Origin of the sequence: Exiguobacterium flavidum, assembly GCF_003344535.1 — a bacterium.
Lineage (GTDB): Bacteria > Bacillota > Bacilli > Exiguobacteriales > Exiguobacteriaceae > Exiguobacterium_A > Exiguobacterium_A flavidum.
In genome coordinates this window covers 170,291-194,870 of the sequence record NZ_QPKS01000004.1, presented here as the reverse complement: position 1 = coordinate 194,870, position 24,580 = coordinate 170,291, and the positions used below count along the sequence as shown (strand labels likewise).

Genomic DNA, 24,580 nt, shown 5'->3' with positions numbered 1-24,580 from the left:
CTAAAAGGAGGAGAAGCCGCGCAAGATCCGCGGTTTCTCCTCCTTTTTCTGTAGTTACATCAGAAAGACTGCATCAGTCCGCTTTCGTCAGGATTTCATATCCATCCTTCAGGACGATCACGCTGTGCTCGAATTGCGAGACGAGGCTCTTATTCGGTGTATAGAGCGTCCAGCCGTCCTTCTCATCCTCGACGCAGAATTCGTCGCCAGTCGAGATGAACGTCTCTACCGCGATGACCTGCCCTTCCTTCAACAGCTGGTTCTCTTCGCGGCTGAAGTAGTTCGAGATCGATTCCGGCTCACCGTGAAGCGTCTTTCCGAGTCCGTGACCTGCCAAGTTTCGAATGACGGTGAACCCGCTTTTTCTTGTCTCGGCGTAGATCGCTTTCCCGATCTGATTGACCTTCGTGCCCGCCTTGACCTTCTCGAGACCTTTCTCAAGCGCGGTCAGCGACACTTCTACGAGACGAACGTCTTCCGGACGTTTCGCCTCTCCGGCGATGACGGTCTTGCCAGTGTCCGAATAGTAACCGTTTTTGACGGCAGAGACGTCGACGTTGACGATGTCGCCTTCCTTGATGACGTAGTCACCCGGAATCCCGTGGGCCGCCACTTCGTTGACGCTGATGCATGTCGCCCCCGGGAATGCGTACATCACGATCGGAGCAGACTGCGCACCGTGTTCTTCAAGAATCTTCGCACCCAAGTCGTCGAGTTCCTTCGTCGTCACACCCGGGCGAACTGCTTTAGCCATCTCATCTCGTGCAATCGCGACGATCTTCCCGATCTCGCGGAGTGCGTCATAATCATAATCCAACATCTTCAAAATCCTCCTAATCCATCAATCGTTCTTTGTATAAGAAGTTCGCTGAAACGTCGGCGAACAAATACATCCCATTGCTGAGCGGCATGCTGAACGTACGTGTCAGCTCACTTGAGCTGAAGTCGACATACCGGTCTGACAAATACCCGGTGTGACGGCGCTCCATCGCGACTGTCGTCCGAATGAAGTAAGGGCGGAAGCTCCAATTGTATCCTCTGTAGAAAGGCGACCTCGCCCACTTCCCGTCATGGACGTAGATGTTCGAGCTCTGCTGAAAACCACTCGCGTCCGTGATGTAGAATCGGATGAAGGCGGGATCGACCCGTCGCGCGAGATTTTCAAGCCATTCATCGAGGTTCTCCCCCAGTCTGATCGAGCGACACGGTTCGGCGAATTGTTCCGCCCAATCGGCTTCGAGCTGGAACAGGCGGTGCATCTGTTCTCTGTCGTGCTTATAGAACGTCGGCACTTCCTGGATGAGGATGCCCATCCCCGGACAGACGGATACCCACTCGGGACGAGGTTCGCCTAGCAAGTCACCCATGTAGTATCTTCCGCCATGCTGCCACGCGTACCTTAGCTGTCCGATATGACTGATATTCTTATAGAGAAGCGGTGCACCGAGAAGGTCACACAGATGCTCCATCGTCTGCAGCAATTTCGGGTAGGTCGCAGAGACCGTCTTCTTCTCAGTCATCGAAGCGAGGTCGACGATCAGCATGTCCGGCGACAGCGAAAAGACACGTTCGAGGCTCGTCGCTTCTGCATGATCGAGCGCTACTTTCAGCCCGGAATTCTGATAATAGGCGACGATCCGCCCAAGCCGGTCGAGATCATCGACCAATACGTCCGTCAAGGTGATATAAAGCCGCTCCTTCGGCAGACTGATGTTCGCTTGGCGCAGCAGATTCAAAAAATCCTCCCCGCCGTTCTCGAACAACCAGGTCGGACGGCACCGCAGTAAAACGAATGAATGATCATCCTCCGGCACGCTTTTGAACGCATGCGCGACGACGTGCCCCATCGCTTCAAGCTGATATTCGATTGGCACATCATCCTCTTGGAAGAACGGCTTCAACGGTTCCCCTCTGAAATGTGACTGGATTTCATATCCTTCGACCTTGAAAGGGGCCGCCCCTACGATCGGCTGGAACCATGCTTCGATTTGATCGGGATGGACAATGACTTCTAAGGCGTCCACAGGCTTCCCCTCCTTTTCTCTCGTCTCATCATAACAAAAAAAGAACCTCCGCGTAAAAACTGAGGTTCTTCAATAGTTCAAAAAGCTGTCGTATCTTTCTTCAGCGCGATATAGAGGTAGACGCCAAAGCTCGCTGTGAGATAGATGATGCTGAGCACGCCATACTGGATGCCTTCAGCACCGCCTCTTCCTATCGCAAGGATAAGGAATATCAATCCCCCGAACAAGAGCGTCGAAAGCGGGATGTATCGAAACTGTCCCTTCCTCGTACGATCACAAATTATTTTCGTCGCATAGACGAGCGCAATCAGGCAGATAAAAGCGATTATATAGATCATATACACGAAAGATTCCGTCCTCTCCCAGTCTTCAATGCCCAGTTTACCATTGGATTCCATCAAAAAACCGACTTGTCTGTGACAAATCGGTTCATGAATGCATTACTTTTCGAAGCGTGGCTTACGTCCGCCACGGTTACGGTCGCCTTCAGGACGGCTGCTGCTGCTGCGTCCTGCATAGCCGCCTTCACGGCGTTCGTTTCCACGGCCGCCGCGTGAATCGCTTCCACCGCGTGAATCGCTTCCACCGCGCGAGTCGCGTGAACCGCCACGGTATCCGCCGCCGCCAGTACGGTTACCTGAACCGCTGCCGCCTTTGTTGCCGTAAGGACGACGATTTCCACCGCCACCGCCGCCAAAGCGTTTGACACGGATTGGCTCGATCGAAGAGATTTCGACTGGCGTGCCGTCTGGCTCTTTAGTAAGGCCTTTAAGCGCTGCCGCGAGGAGATCGACTGCTTCGTATTCTTCAAGAAGTTCTTGCGCAAGAGTCGTGTACTCTGCGTATTTCTTCTCTTCAAGGCGTTGAATCAATTCTTGAGCAGACTGTTTGAGGTTGCCTTCAAGGATTTCGTCAAGCGTCGGTGCATGACGACGATTCATCTTCTTGTTCGTGATGCGCTCGATCGTCTTGATCTGTCCGAATTCACGTGGCGTGACGAACGTGATCGCAGAACCTGTCTTACCAGCACGACCAGTACGGCCGATACGGTGGACATAACTCTCAGGATCTTGCGGTACATCGAAGTTGTAGACGTGTGTCACACCAGAGATGTCGAGACCACGTGCTGCGACGTCCGTCGCGACGAGGATGTCGATCGTTCCCTTTTTAAAGCGGCGGATGACCTGGTCACGTTTCGCCTGCGTCAAGTCACCGTGGAGACCGTCAGCAGTGTATCCGCGTTGGACCAATGCTTCTGTCATCTCGTCGACGCGTTTTTTCGTACGACCGAAGATGATCGAGAGTTCAGGTGAATCGATATCGATCAAACGGCAAAGGACGTCGAATTTTTGGCTTTCCTTCAATTCGATGAATGATTGGTCGATGTTTTCGACAGTCATTTCCTTCGCCTTGACTTTGATGTGAGTCGGAGTCGTCATGAAACGATCTGCGATTTTACGAATCTGTGGCGGCATAGTTGCCGAGAACAGAAGTGTTTGACGTGTTTCAGGGAGTGCTCCGAGAATCGTCTCGATGTCTTCGACGAAGCCCATGTTGAGCATTTCATCCGCCTCATCAAGGATGACCGTTTGAACGTGGTCGAGTGCAAGCGTCTTACGGTTCATGTGGTCCATGAGACGGCCTGGTGTAGCGACTACGATTTGCGGGTTTTTACGGAGTGCACGAATTTGACGGTCGATTTGCTGACCACCGTATACAGGAAGCGCATGAACGCGTTTCACTTCACCGATTTTGTTGAGTTCTTCTGCGACTTGAATTGCAAGCTCACGAGTCGGAGCGAGGACGAGTGCTTGGATATGGCGCGATTTTGCATCGATTTGCTCGATTGTCGGGATACCGAACGCTGCCGTCTTACCAGTACCAGTTTGTGCTTGACCGATAAGGTCAACGCCGCTCAAACCGACAGGAATCGTCTCTGCTTGGATTGGAGTTGCTTCTTCAAAGCCCATTTTTAGGACACCTTTGATAAGTGCCTCACTTAGATTTAGTTCGCGGAATGTTGTCAATGCTAAATACTCTCCTTTTTCTTATGAAAAGCGTCTGCCACTAAACAGACGCCACCGTTACGAATACAATCGACTACCTATTATAGCAGGACCTGTTCAGAAAAGATAGCAGGATGCTCGCTATAATGATTCTATGGAAGTCACCATCATAATCGTTGCCAGAAGGGCAGGTAAGGGATGAGCCCGGACCGTGCGGCGTAAGCCGCTGCCCCCACTAGTGATGGGGATCTGTATCTGCATGGTCGCCGGCTCGTATGGAAGAGCCAGCCGCAACCACCAAAATGATGAATTCCAACCTATTTATTCGAAACGCAGGCTAAAGTGTTGAGCTGAATTATTTTTTCAGCTGTACGCCCGTTTCATTTTTTTCTATTTTTTTATCTTTCAACAAACGCCCGAGCGCCCGTTTGAACGCGGCCTTACTCAGACCGAAAACGTCCTGGATCGTATCGGGTGGTGTCTTATCACCATACGCCATCTGACCGCCATGTTCAAGCAAGTGGTTCAGAATCAATTCGGCATCCGTATCGATCGCTTCATACGCACGTGGTCTTGCTGAAAGTAATACTGTACCATCTGGCTTGATGTTTGTCACCCGTAATTTCATGACTTCACCGAGTCTCGGCCAATGTTCCATCTCGTTCTCATGAAGAAAACCGATCGTTTGGCCATTTACGAAAACGTTTACTCCCGGCTCACGCTGCGCAAAGACGAGACCTTCGACTTCCGTATTGTTCCACTCCTCGGGAGCCGGTTTCGCCATCAAATTAAAGAAGGCATATGGCGCAGGATCCCCGAGCAAGCGAAGTTTTTGGTCATGTTTCAGACGAATGTAGAGCTGATCTCCTTCTTCCGGCCAATATGTCCGGCGCTGCGGCAGGTCGTCGAGTGAGACGAGCACGTCCTTTTGGATTCCGATGCCGACGAATACGCCGGTGTTATAGCGCGTACCGGTCACCGTCGTCTTGACATAATCTTCGAACGATGCTTCCGGGATTGTCATCGAAGAAGCAAGGCGTCCCTCATTGTCCTGATAAAGAAAGACCTCCACTTCCTCCTCGAGTTCTACCGGATGAGTCTGTTCTTTCTTATGAAGTAAGACATCCTCGTTCCCGTCCGTCAGGAAGACACCGAATGCCGCTTCCCGTTCTACTTTCAATGTAACGACTTGTCCAGCACGTAATGCCATGTCGCTTCCTCTCCTCTCAATTTTCCATCATTATTATTCGCGGAACCGTTACGGTTCTCCACGTCGCCTTCCATACTATACTCTGTTTCCGTCCAATCCTGACAAGAATCATCCAACCCTAATTGTTACATTTTTGTGAACGTAATGAAATTGTGAGATTTTTTTAATGAAAAGCTATATGATGAAATCAACAGGAAAATGCAGGTTTAGTTTTGGTAATATGGGGGAAAAATAATGATTCGTGATATTCAATCGCGTTCTTTCGCGAAACGATTTATGAAAACGCTTATGTTCGCCTTCTTCGCCTTCCTTGCGACAATCGGGATCGTGTTCGCAGAGGGTTCGAACAATGCAGATGTGACACCACAGACTCCGACTCTACAACACATCGAACTTCCATGAAATCCGCACCTGTCGTGTGGATTTTTTTGTTTTTTACAAAAGTTTCTCGAAAAAGAAAGGAATTATCCCCCTCACCCCGAATCCTCTTCCTATAGAACGATAGCAGAAGGAGGACATGGAATGGTTTTCTACTTATGTACCACGCTTGCTGGAGCTGTAAGCGTCTACCTCAGTTTTCAAAGCGGTTACTACACTGACTCGGTCGGCGTGTTCGTGTTCACGCTCGCGATTTGTCTGACCCTATCATCGCTCCGCCAGTTGCTCCGTACATCCTACCATACATATTCCGACTTCAGTGACGAACGACGCGTCCAGCGTCAATTGAAACGAATGATCGAGCGCGAGCATTCATTTAAGGCCATCTACGAGGATAAGGAAGCATCCTCCCCTTCACTTGCATTCCAGAGCGCTGAACCTCATGATAAATAAGAAAGACATATTTGGGAGGTGATTGCTCATGAATGAAATACCGCTGTCCAACGGATGGACGCTCCGCTATTCTCCAGTCATGGACCTCTGGCTTAAAGAAGACGGTGTCCTGCTTGTCGATCATGATGATAAGGTACGCCTCATGCTCGTCCTTGACGAGGAGACGATGGAAATCAAGCGGATCGACGAGGACAATGCACACTTCTCGATCAATCCCGTCACACGCCGCCTGACGTTCGAACTCGGTGAAGACGAAGAAGAATCCGAACCACGATACTGGGAATGAGCTGCCGACCGGGTGCGATACCTGGTCTTTTTTTGTACAATAACAACGATGGATATGAAAGGAGAACAGCAACATGTTACGGACAGTTATTTGGTTCATCTTTTTCGGGCTCGTCTTGCCCTTCACTCTCCCGTTCTTACCGGGTGCAAAAAAGAGACAAGGGGTAGAACGATACGCCTACGCCGAACGCGTAGCAAGCACGTGGGCGAACTCATTGCTCAAACTGGCCGGAGTACGCGTCGACCTCGTCGGCGCACATCTCATCCCGGAAGATGAGCCGGTCGTCTTCATCGCCAACCACCAAGGTAATTTCGATGTCCCGATTCTTTTAGGAAAAATCGACAAGCCGAAAGGATTCATCTCGAAGATCGAGGTCGACAAGATTCCGATCGTCAGTACATGGATGAGATACATGGGGTGTGTCATGATCGATCGAAAAGACCGTCGCCAGTCGCTCAAGGCGATCCGCGAAGGCATCGAGACGATCAAGTCCGGTCAATCGATGATCATCTTCCCTGAAGGGACACGTTCGCGCGGCGGGACGATGGCTCCCTTCAAGGCGGGAAGCTTCACGCTTGCGACATCAAGTGGAGTAAAGATCGTGCCTGTCGCTATTTCAGGCAGCTATCGCGTCATGGAGGAGACCGGCCGGATCCGTCCTGCGGATGTCACCGTCACCGTACTTCCGCCAATCGATTCGACGAGCTTGCCGCAAAAGGAACTCGTCAGTCTCGTAGAACAGCAAATCAGACAGATCGTAGAAGGTGAAAAGAAATGATACTCAAAGTAGAACAATTGAAGAAGGAATTCGCTGACAAGGTCGTCTTCGAGGATGTCACGTTCTCCGTCACGAAAGGAGACCGGATCGGGATCATCGGTGTCAACGGGACAGGAAAATCGACCTTGTTGCACATCTTGGCCGGGACGGAGACGGCTGACGCCGGAACGATCAACCATCCTAATGACTACCGCATCCGCCTTCTTTCCCAGACAGCTGATTATCCTGAAACATCAAGCGTCATGGAGGTGCTTCTGTCCGGCAAAACGCCGACGATCGAAGTGCTTCGCCGCTATGAGACAGCTCGTCTCGCTCTCGAACATGACCCTTCGAACGAGCAGTTGCTGAACCGCCTCCTCGTTGCTCAGACGGAAGTCGATGCCGCAGGAGCCTGGGACACCGAGTCCCGGCTCAAGATGATTTTGAATCGACTTGGCATCACGGACATCGAAGCGAAAATCGGTTCCCTCTCAGGCGGCCAGCGTAAGCGCGTCGCCCTAGCCGAGGCGTTGCTCGACGAGGCGGACCTCCTCCTGCTCGATGAGCCGACCAACGAACTCGATGCCGAGACGATCGCGTGGCTCGAGGGACAGATCAGGGAATACCGCGGCGCCGTCATCTTGATCACCCACGACCGGTATTTCCTCAACCGCGTAACGAACCACATGATGGAAATCGCGAATGGCGCGGCCTACTTCTATGTCGGGAACTATGAGTCCTTTCTCGAGAAGCGGGCGGAACGCCGGGAACGGGCGACTTCCATGGAAGAGAAGCGCCAAAACATCCTGCGCCGCGAACTCGCTTGGCTGAGACGCGGTGCGAAAGCCCGGACGACGAAGCAAAAGGCAAGGATCCAGCGTGTCGATGCCCTGCAAGAGCAGTCGTTTGGTGAAGAGGACGAGTCTCTCGAAGTACAGGTCGGTTCGACCCGTCTAGGCAAGAAAGTCATCGAGGCAATCAGCGTCGGCCAACGGTTCGGCGATCGCGTGCTGTTCAGCGACTTCAACTGGTTGTTCGGCCGAAAGGAACGTTACGGGATCGTCGGAAGAAACGGAAGCGGTAAATCGACCTTGCTCGCGATTCTCGCGAAACAGCTCGATCCGACATCCGGTGAAGTCATTCATGGCGAGACGGTCAAAGTCGGATTCTACGGGCAGTTCGCCGAATTCCCGAACCCGGAACGCCGTGTCATCGACGAGGTCGAACGGATCGCGAAAGTCATCACGACTCTCGACGGTCAGGAAATCACCGCGAGCCAGATGCTCGAGCAATTCTTGTTCAAGCCGGAAGCCCAGTATAAGCCGATTGGCAAGCTGTCTGGCGGTGAACGCCGCAGACTGAAGCTGCTCACGATTTTAATGGAGGAGCCGAACGTATTGTTCCTCGATGAGCCGACGAATGATCTCGATACGGAAACACTCTCCGTGCTCGAGGACTATCTCGAGTCCTTCCCCGGTACAGTCATCACGGTCAGCCACGACCGCTACTTCCTCGACCGGACCGTCGATCGCCTGATCGCCTTCGAGGATGGACAGGTCGTCACGTACCATGGTCTCTATACGGACTACCTCGATCAGCGAACGACACCGCAAGCCGTCGCACCGAAAAAAGAGGTCGTACGCGAGAAGAAGACCGCACCGAAGCTGACGTATCAGGAGCAACAGGACTGGGAGACGATCGAGGAGCGAATCGCGAGGGTAGAGGAGCGGCTCTCCTCCGAAGAACAGGAGCTAAGCAGCGCCGGGAGCGATATCGGCAAGGTCAACGACCTGTATAAGATGATCGAGCGATCCAAGGAGGAACTCGACGCCCTGATGGACGAATGGACGCGCCTTTCGGAAAAAGTCGAAGCCGTCGAAGCAGCAAAGCGGGATTGAACTTCTTCCCCCTGAATGACAGGCACCGCAAAAAGTCCTTCATTCCTCGCTAGAGGGATGAAGGACTTTTTGACATTCTTTTCTTCACTCGGGACGAGGTGTGATGTTTCCTTCCTCGATATCGAGCAACAGGTCGATCAACTCGGCGCAGAACTCCGGATATTGGCGCAGTAATGCGTCCTCACCGACTTCATTGACGAAGTCGTCGAGCAGCGCTTTGACTTCCGGTACGAGTTTCTTCCCTACCTTCATGTAGGCGATCGCGAAACGCCACTTTCCTGCGATATAGAGCATCTTGCCGACGAGTACATCACCCTGCTCGACATCGATCTCAGAAAGATCCGGCTGATAGACCTGGCCGGACATGATATCCGTCACGCCATCCTCTCCGACTTCAAACAAGGAAGGGACCGGATCGGCAAGTCCGCGAAGTGCACGGTAGAGTCCGTGCGAAAGCTCTTCCTTCGACCGTTCGAGGAAGCGCCCGTGCGGCGTCTTCCCTTCCTCATCCGTCTCATAGAAAATCGCCCAGTCGACGAACAGGTCACGGAACAATTCCGCGTCCTTCATATACCAGCGGCCTTCCGTCGCGATCTCTTCGATGAATGCCACCCAGTCGGTGCTGCGTGAAACAGCAGCCTCCTGATACATCGCTTTCAGCGCCGCATTCATTTCTGCTTCCGACACGGTGGTCGGGAACGGGATGATTTTACGTTCGCTCTTCATCTTGTTGGTCCTTTCCGATGCCCAGCCGGCCGTTTGATCGTCTTCGGTTCCGTGAATTCGCGTTTCTCGATCACTTCGCCACGGTAGATTTCCATCTCTTGCAGCTCGACGCCCATCTGACGAGCGAGTGTCTGGAGATGTTTCTTGTCCTGGTCCGTAACGAGCGCGAGGACCATCCCCTCTGCGTTTCCGCGTCCTGTCCGCCCTGAGCGGTGGACGAAGTCGTCAAGCGATTCCGGTAGATCGAAGTGCACGACGTGCGAGACGCCTTCGATATCGAGACCGCGTGCAGCGAGCCCCGTGGTGACGAGGAGCGGGAATTCGCCGCGTTTATAAGAGCGCAACGTCTCCATTCGTTCTCGCTTGCCTTTCTCTGCGTCAAGAATCCGGTAGTCCATCGAGAACTTGCTCAACTCGCCATTCAAAGGCCCAAGGAATGACCGGTTATTGATGAAGGCAAGCACTTTCGCATCACGGATGTTCGCAAGGCGGCGCAAAAGTTCCGGCTTGAGGCGGCGGGATGTCTCGATATAGCCGAATTGCACCTGTGAACTCGTTTGACGTTCAACGCGTACGACAGCAGGATCGTTCGCAAGCGTCCGTCCCCATTCAGCCGTCCGTTCAGGCAGCGTCGCTGAGACGAAGGCGATCTGGCGGTCACGAAGCGCGCTGTTCGCGATTCGCGTCGCCGATTCACTCATCCCGCTCTCATAGATCTGATCCGCTTCATCGAGGACGATGAGCTTGACTTCATGCATCTTCAACTTCTTCGAATCGATCAGCTCGACGAGACGGCCCGGTGTACCGACGACGATTTGCGGCTTCTTCTTCAAGCGCTCGTATTGGCGTTTCAATTCTACTCCGCCGATGAAGGATCCGGAACGGATGCCGCTTCCTTGCGCGAACAATTGAATGACCTGATGAATCTGCATGACGAGTTCACGCGTCGGTGCCGTGATGACGACCTGTACGGTAGGCGCCTCGATGTCGATCCGTTCGAGCGCAGGGATGACGTATGCGAGCGTCTTCCCCGTTCCGGTCGGCGCCTCGATCAGGACGTCCTTGCCTTCCCGCAACAGCGGGATTGCCTGTTCCTGGACCGGCATCATCGTTTCGAAACGTGCCCGGTCCCATGCTTCTTGAATGAATGGTTGGTTAAAGTTCATGTTAAATTCCTACTCTCTCTTTCGAATCCTTATGTGACATATTCAAAACGGTCGATTTCATCTTCGTAGTAACCACGAAGTGTCTGCGTGTAAGGTGTACCTGCCTCTGTGATCCGGATATGGAAGAGGATGCTGTCCTCTTGCGTCTCGGATGAATCTATCTCGAATCCTTGGTTGATACGATCCTGCAGTTCGGCCGTCAATTTCGGATATCCTTCCAGCGCCGGGTAATTCGCAAGAACATCGATTGGTCGCTTGATGAGCGCACAAAGATAGCGGTCTGTGTACGCGATGAAGTCTTCGAACTCCCAGTCGTCCTCAAAACGCATCCAGAACCCGTCACTCTCGAATTCCGTGATCATACCGTCCCGCGATTCCCCTGCTTCATTCGTCTTGAGTGAAATCCAGTCTCCCGAGCGGTAGTCACCCCGCTCATTCAATGCTGTGTATTCCATATATGGCACCTCCACGGTCGTTATTCCCTTTTTCATTGTCGACGATACGTCCTAAAAACACAAGAAGGGCCGTGACTTTACTCACGCTCCTTCCCTGTATCTTTCCTAGAATCAGGTTTTCAGTAGAACAGTAGAAGCGTGTCTCCTTCTTGCTTCACACTTTCCCTGTTTTCCAATACTCCTGATTAGAGTATAACAGATGAACCAAATGGCTGAATTGCCTGTTCACTTGATTGATACAACTTTCACAAACATGTAATACATTACGATCGATTAGTTTGTTAAACTATTCACATGGAAGAGTGTAACCCTTTTCAAATACAGATGAAGGAGTGTTTTCACATGCTACTCGAAAAAACATTACCTGCTTGGAACGGCTTTACGACTGGACCGTGGATGGAACAGATCGATCTCGCCGACTTCATCCGCCGCAACCGGACGGAATACACAGGAGACGATCAATTCCTAGCCGGTCCGACTGATGCGACAGAAGCGCTGTGGCAACAGATCATGAGCCTGACCGCCGAAGAACGCGTCCGCGGAGGAGTCTATGATGTCGATGCATCGACCCCGTCGACGATTCTCTCCCACGAGGCGGGCTATTTGAATCGCGACCTCGAAAAAGTCGTCGGTCTTCAGACGGATGTACCGTTTAAACGGTCGATTCACCCGAACGGGGGAATCCGGATGGTCAATGACGCGCTTGAAGCGTATGGATTCAAGCCGGATGATCAGGTGACGAAAGTGTTCAGCGAATACCGCAAGACGCATAACCAGGGCGTATTCGATGCCTACACGCCAGAGATGCGGGCTGCACGGAAGGCAGGGATCATCACCGGGCTCCCCGACGCATACGGGCGCGGGCGGATCATCGGTGACTACCGGCGTGTCGCCTTGTATGGTACGCGCTACCTGATCGAATCGCGGAAGAACGACCTCGACGCACGGGGCGGCTTCCTGAGCGAGACGGACATCCGTGACCGCGAAGAGATGAATGAGCAACTCCGGGCGTTGAAGGAACTCGAGATTCTCGGACAAAAATATGGATGTGACCTCTCGCGTCCTGCCGAAAACGCGCAGGAAGCCTTCCAGTGGGTCTATCTCGCCTATCTGGCAGCCATCAAGGAACAAAACGGAGCTGCGATGTCACTCGGTCGCGTCTCTACCTTCTTCGATATCTATATCGAGCGGGACCTCGAGAATGGGACACTGACGGAAGAAACAGCTCAAGAACTCGTCGACCATTTCGTCATGAAACTGCGGATCGTCAAATTCCTCCGGACGCCTGACTATAACGACCTCTTCTCCGGCGATCCGACATGGGTGACGGAATCGATCGGCGGGATGAGCGAAGACGGACGATCGAACGTCACGAAGAGCTCGTTCCGCTTCCTCCATACGCTCTCGAACCTCGGTCCTGCACCGGAACCGAACCTGACCGTCCTCTGGTCGACGAAGCTTCCGAGAGGGTTCAAGGAGTTCTGCGCGAAGATGTCGATCATCTCGAGCTCGATCCAATATGAGAACGACGAGCTGATGCTTCCGATCTACGGCGACGACTACGGCATCGCCTGTTGCGTCTCGGCGATGCGAATCGGGAAACAGATGCAGTTCTTCGGCGCTCGCGCTAACCTCGCGAAAGCATTGCTCTATACGATCAATGGCGGCATCGATGAGAAGATGAAGATGCAAGTCGCACCGAAGACGGAACCGATCCTCGACGAGGTGCTTGATTACGAAACGGTCATCGCTGCGTTCGACAAACAGCTCGACTGGCTTGCTGAACTATACGTGAACACGCTCAACGTCATCCACTTCATGCATGACAAGTACAGCTACGAGCGGATCGAGATGGCGCTTCATGACCCTGAGATCCTGCGGACGATGGCGTGCGGCATCGCTGGTCTGTCGGTCGTAGCGGACAGTCTCTCTGCTATTCGATATGCGAAGGTCACGCCGATCCGCGACGAGGATGGGATCGCCGTCGACTTCAAAATCGAAGGAGACTTCCCGAAATTCGGGAACAACGACGACCGCGTCGACTCGATGGCAGTCGATCTCGTCGAACTGTTCATGGAGAAAATCCGCAAACATCCGACCTACCGCAACTCTCTGCCGACTCAGTCGGTGCTTACGATCACGTCGAACGTCGTCTATGGCAAGAAGACCGGCAACACGCCGGATGGACGGCGTGCCGGCGAACCGTTCGCTCCAGGAGCGAACCCGATGCACGGCCGCGATACGAAAGGTGCAGTCGCCGCTTTGACTTCCGTCGGAAAGCTCCCTTACGAGCACGCACTCGACGGTATTTCCTACACGTTCTCGATCGTCCCGAAAGCGCTCGGCAAGGACGATCAGACACGCATCAGCAATGCGGTCGCTCTGCTCGACGGCTATATGGGCGGTGAGAACAAAGGACACCATCTCAATGTCAACGTCTTCGACCGTGAGACGCTGATGGAAGCGATGGACCACCCAGAACTGTATCCGCAATTGACGATCCGTGTCTCCGGCTACGCAGTCAACTTCATCAAGCTGACACGCGAACAGCAGATCGACGTCATCAACCGCACGTTCCACGGCTCGATCTGACCGGGCCTCCCATTCGGAAAGGACTGACTGACCATGACTTACGGAATGATCCACTCAACAGAATCCTGCGGCACCGTCGACGGGCCGGGCATCCGCTTCATCGCCTTCACGCAAGGCTGTCCCCTTCGCTGCCAATATTGCCATAACGCGGACACTTGGGAATTCGGATGCGGCCGCCGCGTGACACCCGAATCGATCGTTTCGGAAGCGCTCGGTTACCGGTCCTTCCTTGATGCTTCAGGCGGCGGTATCACCTTCTCAGGAGGGGAACCGCTCGCGCAGCCTGAATTCCTCGAAGCGGCGCTCCGTGAAGCGAAATCGCATGGCTTGCACACGGCGATCGATACGGCCGGATCCGTCAAGCCGGCCAACATCGAACAAATACTCGAACAGACGGACCTCGTCCTGCTCGACATCAAGCACATCGACGATGCCGCCTGCCGCATCCTGACGGGGCGAAGCAACAAGAACACGCTCGAATTCGCACAGCTTCTCTCGGACCGCGGAATCCCGGTCTGGATCCGGCACGTCCTGATTCCGGGCATCACGCTGAACGAAGAGTTCCTCCGCCGGACGGGCGAGTTCATCGGTACGCTCAAGAACGTCGAGCGCGTCGAGGTGCTCCCCTACCACCAGCTCGGCGTCTATAAATGGGAAGCGCTCGGACTCGAATACGCATTGAAGGACGTCGAGCCGCCGACAGCAGAGGAGACGCAGTGGGCCGAATCACTGTTGAACGCCCACCTCGTCCATTGACGAAGCGCTTCCATCTTGTTACAATTCGAGTAACGAAATCATAGGAGGTACTACCGAAGACATGTACACTACACTTGCTAACGTCTAATCGATGAATGAATTCATCGCTTTCGCGCGAAAGACGCGTGGAGGTTTGACGCTAGAAGTGTGTCCATCTCTCGGTATTGCCATGCCCATGCATGGCATCCCTTTGGCATACGACCAGTCTCACACCATCCGCGTGCGCGGATGGTGTGTTTTCATTTCATCCTACCCGAAATGAACATACTGGGAGCTGATCTTATGAATGAAATCCTATCCGTCCACAAACTCAAAATGGAAGTCGAGCATCGCCTCCTCTTTGAAAACCTGTCCTTCACTCTGCAAGAGGGGGAAAAGGCCGCCCTGTTCGGCAGGAACGGAGTCGGCAAGACGACCTTGTTCAAACTGCTGGCCCGCCGTATGTCTCCAACCTCAGGGACGATCCATTGGCAGGATGTCCGGTTCGGTGTCCTCGACCAGTCCGTCAACACGAAAGAACCGGTCCTTTCTTACGTCATGGCAGGAGACGTCATGAGAGCCGCCTTGCTTGCGAAACTCGATGACTCGGAATCCCCGTCCTATCTCGATGATTATCAGCTAGCACTCGACAAGGATGCTTTTTCGCTTGAGGCAGACGCTGTACGGGTGCTCAAAGAAGTCGGGCTGTCGAGCGAACATTTCCAACAGCCTTTCGACCAGCTGAGCGGCGGGGAGCAGACACGTACCCAACTCGCACGCCTGTATTTGATGCGCCCCGACGTACTATTGCTCGATGAGCCGACCAACCATCTCGACGGCAAGACGCTCGACTGGCTGACCGACTGGATCATGGCATATCCCGGAACGGTCCTTTACGTCTCGCACGAACGGTCCTTCATCGATGCGACGGCGGGTGCAGTGCTCGAGCTGACGAACGCAGGTATCCGGCGCTTCAAAGGAAACTACAGCGCCTACCGACAGCAGAAGGATCATGAGGAGAAGACTGTCAAAGCACTGTATGAGAAACAGGAACAGGCGAAGAACGAACTGTTGCAGATCATCGGACGATATGACATTTGGCATAAAAAAGCGACGGCTGCAGCGAGTGAACGCAATCCGACCGCGAAGAAGAGCGCAGCCAAGCACGCTATCAAAATCAAGGCGAAAGAACAGCAATTGAAGAAGCTGGAACAGGAACGGGTCCAAAAGCCTCGGGAAGAAGCAGGTATCCGCGTCGAATTCGATGCCGGCACCCTGCACGTAAAACGCCTGCTTCGTCTTGAAGACGTCACGTTCGGCCACGAGGGCAACGCTCTATTCGAACCCGTGACATTCGAAGCCATTCGAGGTGACCGCATCGCAATCGTCGGACCGAACGGTTCCGGCAAGACGACCCTCCTTCAAGTGATGCTCGGGACCCTCCCACCGCTTTCCGGAAAGGTCGATCGACACCCTTCGCTTCGAATCGGCTACTTTTCCCAGTCGTTGTCGACGTTGCCCGAAGACGGCACCCTGCTCGACGCACTGCTCGATTTGCCGATTTCTGAGACGGAGGCCCGGACACTCCTCGCCTGCTTCCTCTTCCGACGTGACGAGGTATTCAAACCGATTCATGAGGCGAGCATGGGAGAGAAGTGCCGTATCGCCTTCCTTCGTCTTTATTTCTCCGGAGCACGCGTGCTTGCACTCGACGAGCCGACGAACTACCTTGATGTCATGACGCGCGAGCGAATCGAGATGGCGCTCGAAGCCTTCCCGGGCGAGCTCCTCATGATCTCGCATGATACGCACTTCACGGACCGCCTGTCGAACAAGACGATCGTGCTCGGGGAGCGGATCGAGGTCCATCCGGTCGGAACACTTGAACTCCGGGTCGGCTCGAAAGCAAATCCTGAAGTGACGATTGCTGAACTGAAGCAGTTGAAACAGGCACTTGATACGCCGCTCATCTTCGACTGACAGTAAAAGACCCGTCTTGCGTTCCCCTGTATCAGGCGAGTGCAAGGCGGGTCTTCATTCTTTCTTTGTCTCATCTGTCTTTACGCAAAAGGCTGTAGGTCGCGATATCGTTATAGTGTCCGTTGATGAACTCCTCGTCCCGGCTGACTCCTTCAAGCGTAAAGCCCAGCCGTTCCGGGATGCTCCGACTCTTGACGTTACCTGTCGCGCACTGGATCGTCACCTTATTCAAATCCAGCACGTCGAAGCAATGGTCCGTCAGCGTTTTGACGGCAGCCGTCATGATGCCCTTGCCCTGCGCGTCCTCCCGCAGGTAATACCCGATGCTCGTCGAACGGAGCTGCCGATTGATGTAGTGTAGGTTGATGATTCCAACGAACTTCCCGTCGTGACGGATTCCTGCCGTACATCCGTCCCCTTCAGCGAACTGCTGCAGCCAGGCCGGGATGACATCTTCCCGGTACAACTCCGGTCCTGTCGCCCCGTCGACCCAGCCGAGCCATTCCCTCAAGTACGCCCGGTTCGCATCGACCATCTCATATATCTCCTCGGCATGGTGCCGCTCGATCAGCGTAAGTGCCAAATCCTCTCTGATTCTCATATCGAACATGCTGATTCCCCCAATCCATTTTTCCTATCTTAGCCAAAATTCGTCTCGTTCCCCTAAAAAAGAATGAGGCTGACTCAAAAAAGGAACCACTCGTTCTTCACTTGCTTTCCTCAGGCGAGACACAAGCAGCAAGCTCCCTTTCCATTTCGGACAGGGAACCGGGTCTTTTTTGTCTCTGACAGCGCGACGCATCGTGCTTTTTCCTGCAGGAGTCGCGTGAAGCGAATGGTTTCGTCTAGACGAGATACGGGAGCAGATTTGGAATCCGCTCCCGTATCTCTTTTACAGATGGACTTTTGAGCCATCCTCTTCATTAGGCTTTTCGGTACTTCGTTTTCATTCGTGCCTGATTCTCTTTGTGGATCTTTTTCCATCGGTCGCGTTCGGCCGCCTGCAGAGCCACGCTCTGCTTGCGTTCAGCATAGGCGATCTCACGTTTGAGCTTCAAGTAACTGTCCCAGCGTTCCCGCAGGAGATCACCGGTCTCGAGCGCCTTGCGGACGGCACATCCCGGTTCCTTCCCATGTTCGCAATCACGGAATCTGCAATTTACAGCAAGCGTCTCGATGTCCGAGAACGTCGTCTCAAGACCATCCGCCCCGTCCCATAACGCCAACTCCCGCATCCCTGGCGTATCGACGAGGATAAGACCGCTGTCGAGCTTCTTCAACTCACGATGGGTCGTCGTATGGCGCCCCCGTTCATCGTCTTCCCGGACTCCCCCCGTCTCCATCAGGTGACTGCCTGCGAGCGCATTGACGAGCGTCGACTTGCCGACACCTGAAGAGCCGACGAGCACGATCGTCTGACCAGGCGAAAGTGCGATCTTCAGTTCATCGATCCCTTCGCCCGTCAGCGAATCGACAGCGAAGACAGGCGTGCCGAACGCGACGAGGTCGAGTTCCTGCAGCTCCTCATCCACCGAGTCGACGAGGCTTCGCTTCGTCAACACGATGATCGGCGTGACGCCAGCATCCCAAGCGACCGTCAAGTAACGTTCAAGGCGGCGGACGTTGAAATCATGGCCCAGTGCCATGACGAGTAACGCGACGTCGACGTTCGCGCAGATGATCTGCTCCTCCGTCTCCGTCCCGGCTGCCTTTCTTGAGAACTGGGACGACCGCGGCAACACGCGCTCGATCCGTCCCTTTCCTTGCTCGCGCATCGACTGGATGACCCAGTCCCCGACAGCAGGCAGTTCCGCCTTCGCGAGCGCTTCGAAGCGCATCTTGCCTGAGAGCTCGCTGAGCGTCTCGCCTGCTTGTGTCATGACACGGTATTGTTTCTGGAAGACAGCGACGACACGTCCTGTCTGTTCTTTGTCGCCGACTTCTGCAGCCGGCATTCTACCCCATTCGTTCAAATGGTTTCCTCCTCATGTTATGGGAGGCGGATCCCTCCCTTAGGTCCGATACATGCGTTTAAAGCGTTCATGAAAATGCTCATACTCAACCACTCCTTCCAATCGTTCGATAGTCTCAATCTATCACAAAAATACATAAGGGTGTAGCGCTTTCAACAGGAGGTGGATGAGCACATCCGCCCAGAGGCGTAGACAAGTCCGGTCGCAAGGGCGTCGTTCAAGTTCTCATGACGCTCTATCATGAAGGTATCAACGAAAGGGAGGCTTCACGATGAAGACACCTAAGCTTCAGAAAGTGCTCATGGTCCTTGCAGCAATCGCACTCTTGTCGATCATCATTGGCATGTTGCCGAACATGATCGGACTCGGGATCGGTGTTTTGCTCGCACTATGGGCAGGAAGTAAGTTCACCCGCTCGAGCGTCATGGGAAAAATCGGCTACGGATTACTCGTCGCCATCGGTGCAGGAACTGCACTCTCGAACATCTGGGCAGTCATCGGCATCGCAGCAGCCGTCCTTCTCTATGTCGGCTATATGAAGATGAAGGCGGGAACGTTTGCAGCAGATGATCTGTTCAGACGCCGGCGTGCACAGACGACTAGCCACTTCGAAGCGGAGTGGAAGGATTTGAAAAATACGAAGGGTTTTTGATCCAAACAACCAAACGGGAGGAATTCACATGAAAAACGTATTCGATCAATTGAATGATTTTGCCACGCAGATGATGCACGAAGTAAAGAAAGCTGCCGAACAGAATGACACGCCTGCGAAGAAGCTCGTCCATTACATCCGCGGAACGGAGTCTGACATCCACGAAGTCGACCGACTGCTCGAACGCCAGCGCACACTGTTGACCGAACTCGAGGCGAAGCGTGACGAAGCGAAGGAGCTCGCAGACAAGCGATTTGGTCAAGTCGAGATCGCAAAGGAAGCCGGCGAGCAATCACTCGCGGAACGGGCTGCTGTCGAGTCGAAACATTACGGTGAACAGTTCCGCTTCTTCGAAGACCTTGTCGCAGAGACCGAGCGTGAGCTTCAGCAGCTCGAACGGGACGCACTCGAATTGAAGTTGAAACTCGAGGACCTCCAGAACAAACGATACGAGTGGATGATGCGCGAGAACGTTTCGAACGCGAAAGCGAAAATGAACCAGATGCTAGAACGCGAGCCAAATGCTACTATTAAGGAAGAATCACATCCGTTCACGGTGCCTGAAGCGTCAATCGAAGAGACTGTTGTAGAAGACGAAATCGATGCGCGAATCGCCGCGTTGAAACGCCGTGAACAATAAAGAAGACGAACCGGAGGCCTCGGGCCTCCCTTTGTCATGTACAGAAAGGAGAATGCGTGATGCGCCGCTGGAGTACGAAACAACTCGTCGGCTACTTGGCGATTCTGTTCGCCCTTGGACTTTTCTATGATTTGATGACCGGCGCAGGAAACGTGCTGTTCGGCGTGCTATTTCCTTTCCTGCTCTATTATGTCGGAACGTATTTCCGGCGGACGGGACATGAAAAGCTCGCCATTCTGTTTTATATCGTCGGTACCGTCATCCTTGCAGGTGTCGTTCTCAGTTCAGCGGCGATTGGATTCGTCATGGCAGGCGGTCTGCTTTATCTCGGCTTGATTCTCGTGACGAGACATTCAGTAAGGGAATTTTTCTTCTCGAAGATCTCACCTCAGATGCAGCAGGAGGAGGGTTTGACGATTCAGCCCGCCTATTCATTTTCGACCCAGCAGGAACTTCCGTATGTCTTGACCGATGTCAGCGAGCAGTTCCTCGTCCGTGATCTTGAGATCGACCTGACGCGTGCTTACGTCCCTGAAGGTGAGACGCTGATCGTCATCAGCGGAGTGATCGGCGACGTCCGGATTCTACTTCCTTCCGGTTATGATTATGCGCTCGATGCCTCGATCGGGTTCGGGAGCGTCAAGACGGATTCGCGACGGATTCCGACGTTCTTCAACCGGCGCATCCAGTTCCGTGCTCCCCAATACGCGGATGCCGGCAGGAAAATTCGTGTCCATGTCATGCTTGCCGTCGGGAACGTGGAGGTGTCTTCGATATGAAGAAGGACCAGTTTCCGATTGGCGTCATCACCGTCCAGCTGCTGACAGGTCTGCTCGTCTCCATCGTGACGATGGCATTATTCCTCAGCACGAGGCAAATCGATTGGCACGTCCTGTTCGTACGTGCCTACGATTTCCCGATTCTCCTCTTGATCATCTCCTTCGCGCTCGTCCTGTCACTCGTGATCGGCAGCGTCCACTACTTCTTCTTGCGTCGGGATTTTAAGAAAGTGACTTCTGCCATCATCGAACTCGAGCAAGGAAAAGAAGTGAACGTCTCGCCTGGTCCATACCGCCATACGCTGTCACGTCTCGCGCGAATCGGCAGACAGATCGAAGAGCAGACGGAAACGTTCCAGAAAATCAGCACACGCCCGCACCAAGTCGAACAGGCCCGTCTTCAGGCCGTGACAGAGGAGCGGAAGCGTCTCGCACGCGAACTCCATGATTCCGTTTCGCAGCAGCTGTATGCCATCTCTATGATGACGACAGCAGCGAAACAGACGATTTTGACGCAGCCGGACACCGCCGCGAAACAGATCGATCTCGTCGAGACGATGGCTCAGACCGCCCAGTCCGAGATGCGTTCGCTCCTCCTCCAGCTTCGTCCTGTCGAGCTGGAAGGATTGACGCTCCAGCAAGGACTTACGCAACTCCTTGAAGAAATCTCAAGGAAACAGTCGACGGAGCTGTCATGGAAGCTTGAAGACATCTCCCTGCCAAGACAAGTCGAGAACGAACTCTTCCGGATCGTCCAGGAGGGTCTGACCAACACATTGCGTCATGCAAAAGCGACGCACATGACGATTGAGCTTCGGGAGTTCAGCGATACCGTCACACTCAGCATGAACGACGACGGCATCGGTTTCATCGTAGACGAGAAGAAGCTCGCCTCCTACGGCATCAATTCGATGCGGGAGCGTGCCGCTGAAATCGGAGGCACGATTCGCCTCGTCAGCATCCCTGAAAAAGGGACACAGATCGAAGTCAAAATCAGAAAAGAACGGATGGTGCAAACATGATACGAGTCCTCCTCGTAGACGATCACGAAATGGTACGGGCTGGCGTCTCAGCCTTCCTGTCGACCCAGGCTGACATCGAGGTCGTCGCAGAAGCTTCAGACGGAAAGGCAGGAGCTGAACTCGCCCTCCTCCACAGGCCGGACGTCATCCTGATGGATCTCGTGATGGAGCCGGTCGACGGAGTCGAAGGAACCCGGTTGATCCGCAAGGACTGGCCGGAAGCAAAGATTCTCGTCGTCACGAGCTTCCTTGACGACGAGAAGGTCTATCCCGTCATCGAAGCCGGTGCGATGAGTTATGTCCTGAAGACGGCAAGTGCATTCGAGATCGCGGAAGCAATCCGCAAGACCGCGAGCGGCCAGCCGGTCATGGCGGCACAAGTGACGGGGAAGATGATGGAACGTCTCCGCAAGCCGAAAAGCCAACTCCATGATGACCTGACTGAGCGCGAGCAGGAAGTGCTTCAGCTGATGGCCCGCGGCATGGCCAATCAGGAAATCGCGGACGAACTATTCATCTCCTTGAAGACGGTCAAGACCCACGTTTCGAACATCCTGTCGAAGCTTGACGTCGTCGACCGCACACAAGCAGTCGTCTACGCATTCAAACATCATCTCGTCAAATAACGAAAGGAGGACGGTCCGCGGACCATCCTCCTCTTTTCATATCGACTTATTACCAGAGCCGCCATCCCGGAGCGCCAGGAGGAGCATTTTCGATCATGTGCCAGATCGGTACCGTGTAGGCGAACGCAATGAGTGCGAACGTCACGAAGATCCAAAGTTTCCAGTTCTCGAAGAACATCGGCGTATCCATCGCAGCTTCTTCCGTCTCAGCGACCGGGAACTCCTCCGTCCCTCTAGGTGCAGTGAACGACAGTTTATACATCGCGACGAGGAACAGGATGATCGAGATGAAGAGAATCGTTCCACCGATCGCCATTGCCGTATGATATGGAATCCAGTCCGCGACGATCGAATCCTGGAAGTACTTCGCAGGACCGGTCCGGCGCGGATTTCCGAGCAGTCCCGAGATATGCATCGCCGTAGACATGAAGAGCATTCCGACCGTCCATGCCATCGTCTGCCAGATTCCGAGGCGCTGGATGGCAGGTGTCAGCGTCCGTCCGCGAAGTACCGGTACGAGCCAATAGGCCGAACCGAAGAACGTCAGCGCGACGGCAGCACCGACCGTGATGTGGAAGTGCCCTGTCACCCAGAGCGTGTTGTGGACGACGATGTTGAGTTGGTGAGAAGCGTTAATGACGCCGCCAGCACCCGCCGGGATGAAGAACAGCATCCCAATGAAAGGCGCGAGGAAGCGGACGTCACGATATGGCATTTTTTTGACCCAGCCGAACAACCCTTTCGCCCCGAGACGTCTTCCCGCGAGTTCGAATGTCGCGAACATCGAGAACGCCGTCATGAGCGACGGGATGATGACGAGAAACGTCAAGACGACCTGCACATATTTCCAGAAAGCAGAGATGCCGGGCTCGAGCAGCTGATGGTGGAAGCCGACCGGGAACGAGAACAACAGGAATAAAAGAAATGACATACGCGCGAGCGCATCCGAAAAAATCTTGCCTTTGACGATTTTAGGGATGACGGTGTACCAGACGATATACGCCGGCAACAGCCAGAAGTAGACGAGCGGATGTCCGAAGTACCAGAACAGCGTCCGAGACAGCTCGATGCCGACCTTGTCCGTCCACCCGAGCGACAGCGGCAAAAGCTGGAACAAGATCGTCGCTGCGACGCCGAGTGTCGCGACGTCCCAGAGCAAAACCGTCATGATGCTCATGTACGCCTGAAGAGGCGGGTGGACGTTCTTGTGTTCGCGCTTGTAATCCGCATACATACGGAACATCGCGGCTGACCCAATCCAAGTCCCGATTACGAAGATGACGAGACCGATGTAAAAGACCGGATGGGCCTTCAATGGCGCATAGAACGTATAAAGGACGGATGCCTCACCAGCGAGAACCATCCAAGTGACGAGCAAGACGCCTAACAGCATGAACCAGAAGCCGAGCCACGCGAGGCGGCTCGGGAAGCTCTCGAAGCGACCGAATGATTGTGCAAGAAACGCATAGAGAAGTCCATAGATGAATAAGGTCGTAAAGACGATCGCAAGCATCAATCCGTGTGCCGTCAGCAGTTCATAATAGCCGATACCGGCGATTTCCGGAATCGTCCCGGTCCGTACCATCGTCTGCAAAAGACCGCAAAGTCCGCCAATCAGAAGCGCAACGAGCGAGAAGCTGACATGGGCATAGCCGATACGTGCCTCCTTCAAGCCGATTTCAGCAGCCGGCATACCGCGTTCCATCTCGAACTGCTTCAATTTCTTCGAAATCGCATTCATTCCGAATCCACCACCTTGATTTTAGTTGCCATCATATGATGGCCATTGCCGCAATATTCATTGCAGACGATCAAATATTCGCCTGCTTCCTTGAATGTGTAAGACATCGAGTTGATATGTCCCGGGACGACCATCATGTTGACGTTGGTCTTGACGATTTGAAATCCGTGGACGACATCCTTCGACGTGACGAGGAAGTTGATCGTCGCTCCTTTAGGAACTTCCATGTCCCCCGGAGTGAACTGGAATGCTTGTGATACCATGACCGCTTCATATACGCCGTCATCGATCTTCGTCAGACCCGGTTTGTCGAACGGTTTCGTCTGGTCGACTTTAGTCGGATCGATCAACGTCGCATCCGACGGTGGCTGATTTCCTGATGCGAATGCTGAGACGCCGATGATCGTCAAGAAGACCGCGAGCATGGCGACCCCGAAAATCAGCCAGACTTTTTCTAGTTTATGAATGTGCATGACCTTCA

General features: G+C 53.8%; 24 protein-coding genes. 12 read left to right on the top strand and 12 right to left on the bottom strand.

Features of this window, described 5'->3' with window-relative positions; translation table 11 throughout:
- Positions 1-73 precede the first annotated feature (73 nt).
- From map to DFG60_RS05520, 5 genes are all read right to left on the bottom strand, one after another.
- Positions 74-820: a type I methionyl aminopeptidase gene (map, locus tag DFG60_RS05540; RefSeq protein WP_114570741.1), complete on the bottom strand. Its 747-nt coding sequence runs from the start codon at positions 818-820 to the stop codon at positions 74-76.
- A gap of 13 nt (positions 821-833) precedes the next feature.
- Positions 834-2,024, bottom strand: coding sequence for an EAL-associated domain-containing protein (locus DFG60_RS05535; RefSeq protein ID WP_114570740.1), 1,191 nt, complete (start codon positions 2,022-2,024; stop codon positions 834-836).
- A gap of 77 nt (positions 2,025-2,101) precedes the next feature.
- A complete protein-coding gene (locus tag DFG60_RS05530) occupies positions 2,102-2,362 on the bottom strand; it encodes a hypothetical protein (RefSeq protein WP_232818638.1) in 261 nt (86 codons plus the stop codon).
- Between the two features lie 102 nt (positions 2,363-2,464).
- Positions 2,465-4,051: a DEAD/DEAH box helicase gene (locus tag DFG60_RS05525; protein ID WP_114570738.1), complete on the bottom strand. Its 1,587-nt coding sequence runs from the start codon at positions 4,049-4,051 to the stop codon at positions 2,465-2,467.
- Between the two features lie 334 nt (positions 4,052-4,385).
- Positions 4,386-5,240: a S1-like domain-containing RNA-binding protein gene (locus tag DFG60_RS05520; protein WP_114570737.1), complete on the bottom strand. Its 855-nt coding sequence runs from the start codon at positions 5,238-5,240 to the stop codon at positions 4,386-4,388.
- 522 nt (positions 5,241-5,762) lie between these two features.
- Here DFG60_RS05520 and DFG60_RS05515 point away from each other — a divergent pair.
- The 4 genes from DFG60_RS05515 to DFG60_RS05500 all read left to right on the top strand — a co-directional run bounded on the left by DFG60_RS05515 (position 5,763) and on the right by DFG60_RS05500 (position 9,012).
- Complete coding sequence (locus DFG60_RS05515; protein WP_114570736.1) at positions 5,763-6,071, top strand: hypothetical protein; 309 nt, start codon at positions 5,763-5,765, stop codon at positions 6,069-6,071.
- Between the two features lie 28 nt (positions 6,072-6,099).
- Positions 6,100-6,357 carry a hypothetical protein gene (locus tag DFG60_RS05510; protein ID WP_114570735.1) on the top strand — a complete coding sequence of 86 codons (258 nt, stop codon included), beginning with the start codon at positions 6,100-6,102 and terminating at the stop codon, positions 6,355-6,357.
- Positions 6,358-6,430: 73 nt separating this feature from the next.
- Entirely contained in the window at positions 6,431-7,135 is a 705-nt protein-coding gene (locus tag DFG60_RS05505; protein WP_114570734.1) for a lysophospholipid acyltransferase family protein, read from the top strand.
- Positions 7,132-9,012 carry an ABC-F family ATP-binding cassette domain-containing protein gene (locus tag DFG60_RS05500; protein WP_114570733.1) on the top strand — a complete coding sequence of 627 codons (1,881 nt, stop codon included), beginning with the start codon at positions 7,132-7,134 and terminating at the stop codon, positions 9,010-9,012. The genes DFG60_RS05505 and DFG60_RS05500 overlap by 4 nt, the downstream gene beginning before the upstream one ends.
- Before the next feature lie 84 nt (positions 9,013-9,096).
- On the opposite strand, the gene DFG60_RS05495 is transcribed toward DFG60_RS05500, so the two are convergent.
- The 3 genes from DFG60_RS05495 to DFG60_RS05485 are packed head-to-tail and all read right to left on the bottom strand — an operon-like array spanning position 9,097 to position 11,359.
- A complete protein-coding gene (locus tag DFG60_RS05495) occupies positions 9,097-9,738 on the bottom strand; it encodes a hypothetical protein (protein ID WP_114570732.1) in 642 nt (213 codons plus the stop codon).
- Positions 9,735-10,904 carry a DEAD/DEAH box helicase gene (locus DFG60_RS05490; protein ID WP_114570731.1) on the bottom strand — a complete coding sequence of 390 codons (1,170 nt, stop codon included), beginning with the start codon at positions 10,902-10,904 and terminating at the stop codon, positions 9,735-9,737. Before DFG60_RS05490 ends, DFG60_RS05495 begins: the two co-directional genes overlap by 4 nt.
- 29 nt (positions 10,905-10,933) lie before the next feature.
- Entirely contained in the window at positions 10,934-11,359 is a 426-nt protein-coding gene (locus tag DFG60_RS05485; RefSeq protein ID WP_114570730.1) for a hypothetical protein, read from the bottom strand.
- A 342-nt stretch (positions 11,360-11,701) separates the two neighbouring features.
- Between DFG60_RS05485 and pflB the strand changes: the two genes are divergently transcribed.
- The 3 genes from pflB to abc-f all read left to right on the top strand — a co-directional run bounded on the left by pflB (position 11,702) and on the right by abc-f (position 16,666).
- Positions 11,702-13,951, top strand: a complete 2,250-nt coding sequence (pflB, locus tag DFG60_RS05480) for a formate C-acetyltransferase (RefSeq protein WP_114570729.1) — start codon at positions 11,702-11,704, stop codon at positions 13,949-13,951.
- A 33-nt stretch (positions 13,952-13,984) separates the two neighbouring features.
- Complete coding sequence (pflA, locus tag DFG60_RS05475) at positions 13,985-14,707, top strand: pyruvate formate-lyase-activating protein (protein WP_114570728.1); 723 nt, start codon at positions 13,985-13,987, stop codon at positions 14,705-14,707.
- A 282-nt stretch (positions 14,708-14,989) separates the two neighbouring features.
- The gene (gene abc-f / locus DFG60_RS05470) at positions 14,990-16,666 is read left to right on the top strand and encodes a ribosomal protection-like ABC-F family protein (RefSeq protein ID WP_198661551.1); all 1,677 of its coding nucleotides are present in this window, start codon (positions 14,990-14,992) and stop codon (positions 16,664-16,666) included.
- Positions 16,667-16,736: 70 nt separating this feature from the next.
- Here abc-f and DFG60_RS05465 read toward each other — a convergent pair whose 3' ends face one another.
- Both DFG60_RS05465 and rsgA read right to left on the bottom strand, forming a co-directional pair.
- Entirely contained in the window at positions 16,737-17,276 is a 540-nt protein-coding gene (locus DFG60_RS05465) for a GNAT family N-acetyltransferase (protein WP_114570726.1), read from the bottom strand.
- Between the two features lie 313 nt (positions 17,277-17,589).
- Complete coding sequence (gene rsgA / locus DFG60_RS05460) at positions 17,590-18,621, bottom strand: ribosome small subunit-dependent GTPase A (RefSeq protein WP_198661555.1); 1,032 nt, start codon at positions 18,619-18,621, stop codon at positions 17,590-17,592.
- A gap of 289 nt (positions 18,622-18,910) precedes the next feature.
- Here rsgA and DFG60_RS05455 point away from each other — a divergent pair, with 289 nt between their 5' ends.
- Genes DFG60_RS05455 through DFG60_RS05435 form a run of 5 tightly spaced genes read left to right on the top strand, consistent with a single transcriptional unit; the run spans position 18,911 to position 22,358 of the window.
- A complete protein-coding gene (locus DFG60_RS05455; protein WP_114570724.1) occupies positions 18,911-19,291 on the top strand; it encodes a lmo0954 family membrane protein in 381 nt (126 codons plus the stop codon).
- Positions 19,292-19,319: 28 nt separating this feature from the next.
- Complete coding sequence (locus tag DFG60_RS05450) at positions 19,320-19,931, top strand: PspA/IM30 family protein (protein ID WP_114570723.1); 612 nt, start codon at positions 19,320-19,322, stop codon at positions 19,929-19,931.
- A gap of 59 nt (positions 19,932-19,990) precedes the next feature.
- Positions 19,991-20,710, top strand: coding sequence for a cell wall-active antibiotics response protein LiaF (gene liaF, locus DFG60_RS05445; RefSeq protein WP_114570722.1), 720 nt, complete (start codon positions 19,991-19,993; stop codon positions 20,708-20,710).
- A complete protein-coding gene (locus DFG60_RS05440) occupies positions 20,707-21,732 on the top strand; it encodes a sensor histidine kinase (protein ID WP_114570721.1) in 1,026 nt (341 codons plus the stop codon). The genes liaF and DFG60_RS05440 overlap by 4 nt, the downstream gene beginning before the upstream one ends.
- Entirely contained in the window at positions 21,729-22,358 is a 630-nt protein-coding gene (locus tag DFG60_RS05435; protein ID WP_114570720.1) for a response regulator transcription factor, read from the top strand. The genes DFG60_RS05440 and DFG60_RS05435 overlap by 4 nt, the downstream gene beginning before the upstream one ends.
- Positions 22,359-22,407: 49 nt before the next feature.
- Here the strand turns inward: DFG60_RS05435 and DFG60_RS05430 are convergent, their stop codons facing one another.
- Together DFG60_RS05430 and DFG60_RS05425 are read right to left on the bottom strand one after the other, a co-directional pair.
- Positions 22,408-24,099, bottom strand: coding sequence for a b(o/a)3-type cytochrome-c oxidase subunit 1 (locus DFG60_RS05430; protein ID WP_114570719.1), 1,692 nt, complete (start codon positions 24,097-24,099; stop codon positions 22,408-22,410).
- A complete protein-coding gene (locus DFG60_RS05425; protein WP_114570718.1) occupies positions 24,096-24,572 on the bottom strand; it encodes a cytochrome c oxidase subunit II in 477 nt (158 codons plus the stop codon). The genes DFG60_RS05430 and DFG60_RS05425 overlap by 4 nt, the downstream gene beginning before the upstream one ends.
- Between the last annotated feature and the right edge of the window lie 8 nt (positions 24,573-24,580).